General features: G+C 75.1%; 3 protein-coding genes and 2 pseudogenes. 3 read left to right on the plus strand and 2 right to left on the minus strand.

Features of this window, described 5'->3' with window-relative positions:
• Nucleotides 1-2,627 (plus strand): glycosyl hydrolase (locus EF903_RS28380; protein WP_260616044.1); only part of this gene is annotated, 2,627 nt, incomplete at its 5' end.
• 93 nt (nucleotides 2,628-2,720) lie between these two features.
• Here the strand turns inward: EF903_RS28380 and EF903_RS28385 are convergent.
• Entirely contained in the window at nucleotides 2,721-3,770 is a 1,050-nt protein-coding gene (locus tag EF903_RS28385; protein WP_125547878.1) for a LacI family DNA-binding transcriptional regulator, read from the minus strand.
• A gap of 130 nt (nucleotides 3,771-3,900) precedes the next feature.
• Nucleotides 3,901-4,278 (minus strand): annotated as a pseudogene (locus EF903_RS28390) (thiol-disulfide oxidoreductase DCC family protein); the annotation flags it as partial.
• A 70-nt stretch (nucleotides 4,279-4,348) separates the two neighbouring features.
• On the opposite strand from EF903_RS28390, the gene EF903_RS28395 reads away from it, so the two are divergent.
• On the plus strand, nucleotides 4,349-4,834 hold the full coding sequence (locus EF903_RS28395; RefSeq protein ID WP_125547879.1) for a DUF1360 domain-containing protein: 486 nt from the start codon (nucleotides 4,349-4,351) through the stop codon (nucleotides 4,832-4,834).
• A gap of 187 nt (nucleotides 4,835-5,021) precedes the next feature.
• Nucleotides 5,022-5,214, plus strand: a pseudogene (locus tag EF903_RS28400) (hypothetical protein); the annotation flags it as partial.

A 5,214-nucleotide genomic window follows, 5' to 3' on the forward strand; every position in this document is an offset into this window, starting at 1 on the left:
CCTCCGGCCCCACGACCAACACCGGCACGCCCGTCACCCCCAAGGTGACCCCCGCGGCCCAGGGCAGGCCCGTCCCCACGAACGACTGGTGGTCCTCCCTCGCCTTCCAGCGCTACGGCGACAACCCGTACTCCACCCCCATGTACGGCCACCCCCTCACCTACCAGGCGGCCGCCGGCGGACTGGACGTCGGCTACCCCACCAGCCCCGCCGTCGTCGGCGACGGCCGCCAGTACGAGTTCGCCCACAAGCGCGACCTGACCATCGGCCTCGCCGGCCTGAACTCGCCCGACACCAAGGCCGACGCCTGGTCCGACTGGACGGTCACCCCCTACTGGTCCGACGGCGCCCGCACCCTGCGCACCACCATCGGCCACGGCAGCCCGTTCGTGTACGCCCGGGGCTCCGGCGGCGACGCCCGGATCACCACCGCGTCCGCCCCGGCCGTCTTCGCCGACCAGGGCAACGTCCTCGGCATCACCGTCGCCGGGCACCACTACGCCCTCTTCGCGCCGACCGGCGCCGACTGGAACGTCTCCGGGACCGCGATCAGCGCCTCCCTCGGCGGCCGCGACTACTTCTCCGTCGCCGTCCTGCCCTCACCGGACGCGCTCGCGACCTACCGCAAGTACGCCTTCAGCTTCGTCACCGGCTCCCGCGTCGACTGGAGCACCTCCGGCGGCACCGTCCGCGCCACGTACACGCTCTCCACCGAGGCCAAGGAGGGCACCGAGCGCGGCACCCTCCAGGCCCTCTACCGGCACCAGTGGCTGCACACCGCCGACCCGCTCACCCCGTACACGTACATCTCGCCGCGCGGCACCATGAAGGTCCGCGAGAGCGCCTCGTTCACCACCGTCCAGAAGGCGGCCCCCGTGCTGCCGGCCCTGCCGCGCACGAGCGCGGCCGACACCGCCGCGCTCCGCGCCCGCCTGCAGGAGGCGGCGAACGCGCCCGACCCGTTCTCCGGCGCGGTGGACACGTACTGGACCGGCAAGGCGCTCGGCAGACTGGCCCAACTGGTCCCGATCGCCGACCAGATCGGCGAGACCGCCGTCCGCGACCGGCTCCTCGGCCTGCTCAAGGGGCGCCTGCAGGAGTGGTTCACCGCCGGCGGCGCCGGGGAGTTCTCCTACGACCGCACGTGGCGCACGCTGACCGGCTACCCGGCCTCCTACGGCAGCGACACCGAGCTCAACGACCACCACTTCCACTACGGCTACTACGTGTACGCGGCCGCGATCACCGCCCAGTACGACCCCGGCTGGGCCGCCGACTCGGCCTGGGGCGGCATGGTCAAGACCCTGATCCGCGACACCGCCAACCCCTCCCGCACCGACACCGCCTTCCCGTTCCTGCGCGGCTTCGACGTGTACGCCGGCCACAGCTGGGCCTCAGGGCACCAGGGCTTCGCCGCCGGCAACAACCAGGAGTCCTCCTCCGAGTCCACCAACCTCAGCGCCGCCCTCGTGCTCTGGGGCTCGGCCACCGGGGACACCGGCCTGCGCGACCTCGGCTCCTACCTGCTGGCCACCGAGGGCGAGGCGATCGCCCAGTACTGGTTCGACGCCGACGGGCAGGTCTTCCCGTCCTCCTTCGGCCACGACACCGCCGGCATGGTGTGGGGCAGCGGCGCGGCGTACGCCACCTGGTGGACCGCCAACCCGGAGGAGATCCACGGCATCAACGTCCTCCCCGTGACCGGCGGCTCCCTCCACCTCGGCGGGCACCGGCAGGCGATCCGCCGCAACATCGCCGAGATGGAGCGGGAGAACGGCGGCCCCGCCGTCGAATGGCGCGACATCCTCTGGGAGTTCCAGGCGCTCGCCGACCCGGCCGCGGCGAAGGCGAAGTGGGACGCCGGCAATGCGGGCTACACCCCCGAGGCGGGCGAGTCCAAGGCGCACACCCAGCACTGGATCGCCACCCTGGACGCACTCGGCGCCCCCGACCCCTCCGTGACCGGCTCCATCCCCACCTCGGCGGTCTTCAACCGGAACGGCACCCGCACCTACGCGGCCCACAACCACGGCGCCACCGCCCGCACCGTCACCTTCTCCGACGGCATGACCCTCACCGTGCCGGCCCGCTCCACCGCATCCGGCACCGGCACGGGGACGGACCCCGGCCCCGACCCGGAGCCCCCGACCGGCAACACGTTCCGGCTCCGCTCCGGCGGCGTCCTCACCACCGCAGGCGGCGGCACGGCAAGCAGCGACACCATCCCGTCGGCCGGCGGCGCCAACCACGACGGCACCCCGTACCGGCCGCTCGTCTACGAGGCCCGGGGAGTGAACGGCACGCTCCGCACGGGCGCGGCCACCGCGTTCCTGCTGCCCGTGGACGCCGGCACCGCGGTCGGACTCGGCCAGCAGGCCCGGATCTCGTACGACCTCACCGGCGACGGCACCTTCGACCGGACGGAGACCTACCACTACTTCGCCACCGACCCGGTCGCCGGCTGGGAGGAGTACCGGCAGGCCCGCGGCCTGAAGTCGGCCACCGGAACGCTCGGCGACCTGCGCGGCGGAACGGTCCGCCTGGAGGTCTGGAGCGCCATCGGCAACGCCGACTCCCGACTGCAGACGGGCACCGACACGGCCGCCGTCGTCATCCCGTACGACTGACACACACCGGCAGCGGCACGGCGGCGGGTGCGGGGGGCCTCCCCGCACCCGCCGCCGCCGTGCCGCCGCTCGCACGCCGCCGTCACCGCGCCGTCACGCCGATTCGCGACGCACCAGCCCCGTCGGCGTGATGACGGAGGCCGAGGCCGCGTCCGCCGCACCGTCCAGTACCCGCATCAGCAGCCGGACCATCAGCCGGCCCATCCCCTCGATGTCCTGGCGCACCGTGGTCAGTGCCGGTTCCGTGGCCCGCACCACCGCGTCCATGTCGTCGAACCCCACCACCGCCACGTCCTCCGGCACCCGGATCCCGCGCTCGCGCAGGATCCGCAGCGCCCCCGCCGCCATCAGGTCGTTCGCGGCGAACACGGCGTCCACGTCCGGCCGCCGCTCCAGCAGCTCGGCCATCGCGCGGGCCCCGCTCTCCCGGGTGAAGTCGCCCTGGCACACCAGCGCCGGATCGGCGTCGACGAGTACGTCCCGGTAGCCGGCGACCCTGTCGAGCGCGGACGTCTGCGTGCACGGCCCGGCGATGTGGCCGATGGTCTCCCGCCCGAGCGACACCAGGTACCGGACGGCCTCCCGCGCCCCGCCCCGGTTGTCGCAGTCGACGAACGGCACGGCCGGCTCCGAACCCGACACCGGGCGCCCCCCGAACACGACGGGGACCCTGCTCCGGGCGATCAGCGCGGGCAGCCGGTCGGCGGTGTGCAGTGAGAACGCCAGCGCCCCGTCCACGTGCCCGCCGTCCAGGTAGCGCGAGATGCGCTCGTGGTCGCCGTGGCCCTCCACCCACAGCAGCACCAGCTGGGTGTCGTGGGCGGTCAGCTCCCGGCTGATCCCGCGCACCTGCTTCTCGAAGAACGGGTCGGAGAAGATCCGGAACTCGGGCTCCGCGATGATGACGGCGACCGCTCCGTGCCTCCGGGTGACCAGCGAGCGCGCCGCGTGGTTGGGGACGTAGCCCAGTTCCCGGACCGCCTCGCGGACCTTCTCGGCCAGCGGGAGCCGCACTCCCGCCCCGCCGTTGACGACCCGTGAGGCCGTGGCCCGGGAGACGCCGGCCCGTGCGGCGACGGCTTCCAGCGTGGGGCGGGACGACCCCGTGGTCTGCTCCGGCACGGCAGGCACTCCTGACTCCATCCGCGGCCGACGCCGCGCCGCTGTCCGACGCGGAACAGGATAAACGCCGGACGACCGTTCTGAGAGCGCTCCCAAAAGCATTGCGCCAGAGGGCCTGCCGACCAGCCGCCCGGCCTGCCGCGGGGGAGCCCTGCCGATCGCGGGGGACGGCGCAGGCCGCCGTCCCTCCCGGCAGCCGGTACCGGTTGGCCGCGACGAGCCGGTACACCCCGTCCGCGGCCCGCCGCACCCCGGGCAGCCCGAGCACGCCGCCGAGCACCGGCCACGCGCCGCCCGCGCTCAGCAGCGCCTTCGCGACGGCCCGGGCGCCGCCGTGCACCGCCCCCGACGGGGCCACCCACAGCACCTCGTACGCGGCGCGGTCCCGGCCCACGCCGAGGGCGTCGAGATCCGCGGACTGCCAGGGGACGACCTCGCAGCGGGGCCGCACGTACCGCTCGGTGAACCGCGCCGAGGTCGTGCAGAAGCCGCAGTCGCCGTCGTACACGAGCACGGGCCGGGTACGCATGCCTCCATCATGCGGCGTCCCGGCCCCGGCCGGGAGAACGCGCCGGCCGCCGCGCGGGCAGGCGCAACGCATGACCGAATCGACGACCACGGCACGGGACGATGCGGAACACCTCCACCTGGCCGCCCTGGCCGCCTTCGGCCTCTACGCGGCCGCGTGGGCGCGGGTGGCGGAGCGGCACGGCAGCCCCGACGCCGCACCGGGACGGGCCTCGGGAGTGCTGCTGACCGGTGCGGCCACGTTCCGCCTGAGCCGCCTCATCACCAAAGCGAAGATCACCCGTCCGCTGCGGGCGCCGTTCACCGTCGTCGACGGCCCCGGAGCCCCGGCCGAGCTGAACGAGACCCCCAAGGCCGGCCGGCGCGTCGCCGGCTCGCTGCTGAGCTGCCCGTTCTGCCTCGGGGTGTGGGTGGCCACCACCCTGACCGGCGCCCGGGCACTGTGGCCGCACGCGACCGGGGCGGCGGAGCGAACGCTCGCCGCCGTCGCCGCGGCGGACGCGATGCAGCTCGCGTACGCGCGCCTCGTCCGGGCGGCGGAGGGGGAACCGCAGTGACGGCGGCGGCCCGCGGAGGAGCGCCGCCATCAGGCCTGCCCGGTCCGCCCGCGTCCGACACCGCTGACCGCTGAAAGCCCTTGCCGGGGCGCGGAACGGTCTCGCGCGGGCCCGCGTCCTCCCCTCCGACGGAGCCGGCCCGACCGGTTCCGAGGGCCGGCGCCGCGGCGCCGGGGGAGGAGGGGCAGTGCGCGCAGGAGCAGGGGCGGGCGGATGGACGGTGGCCCTCGCGGTGGGGCTTCCCCTGGCCGTCGCCGGGACCGTCGTGGCCGTCGTCCTCGGAGCAGGCGGCGGCTCCGCCGTGCCGAGCCCGCTGCACCGGGCGGTGGACGCCTACCTGGAACCGGTCGGGCGCGGCGCCCCCGCACCCGCCCCCGGGG

Source organism: Streptomyces sp. WAC05292, from assembly GCF_003949955.1.
Taxonomy (GTDB): domain Bacteria; phylum Actinomycetota; class Actinomycetes; order Streptomycetales; family Streptomycetaceae; genus Streptomyces; species Streptomyces globosus.

Coding starts and splice junctions, on each gene's coding strand:
- EF903_RS28385 (WP_125547878.1), bottom strand. CDS start 3,770: ATGGAGTCAGGAGTGCCTGCCGTGCCGGAGCAGACCACGGGGTCGTCC.
- EF903_RS28395 (WP_125547879.1), top strand. CDS start 4,349: ATGACCGAATCGACGACCACGGCACGGGACGATGCGGAACACCTCCAC.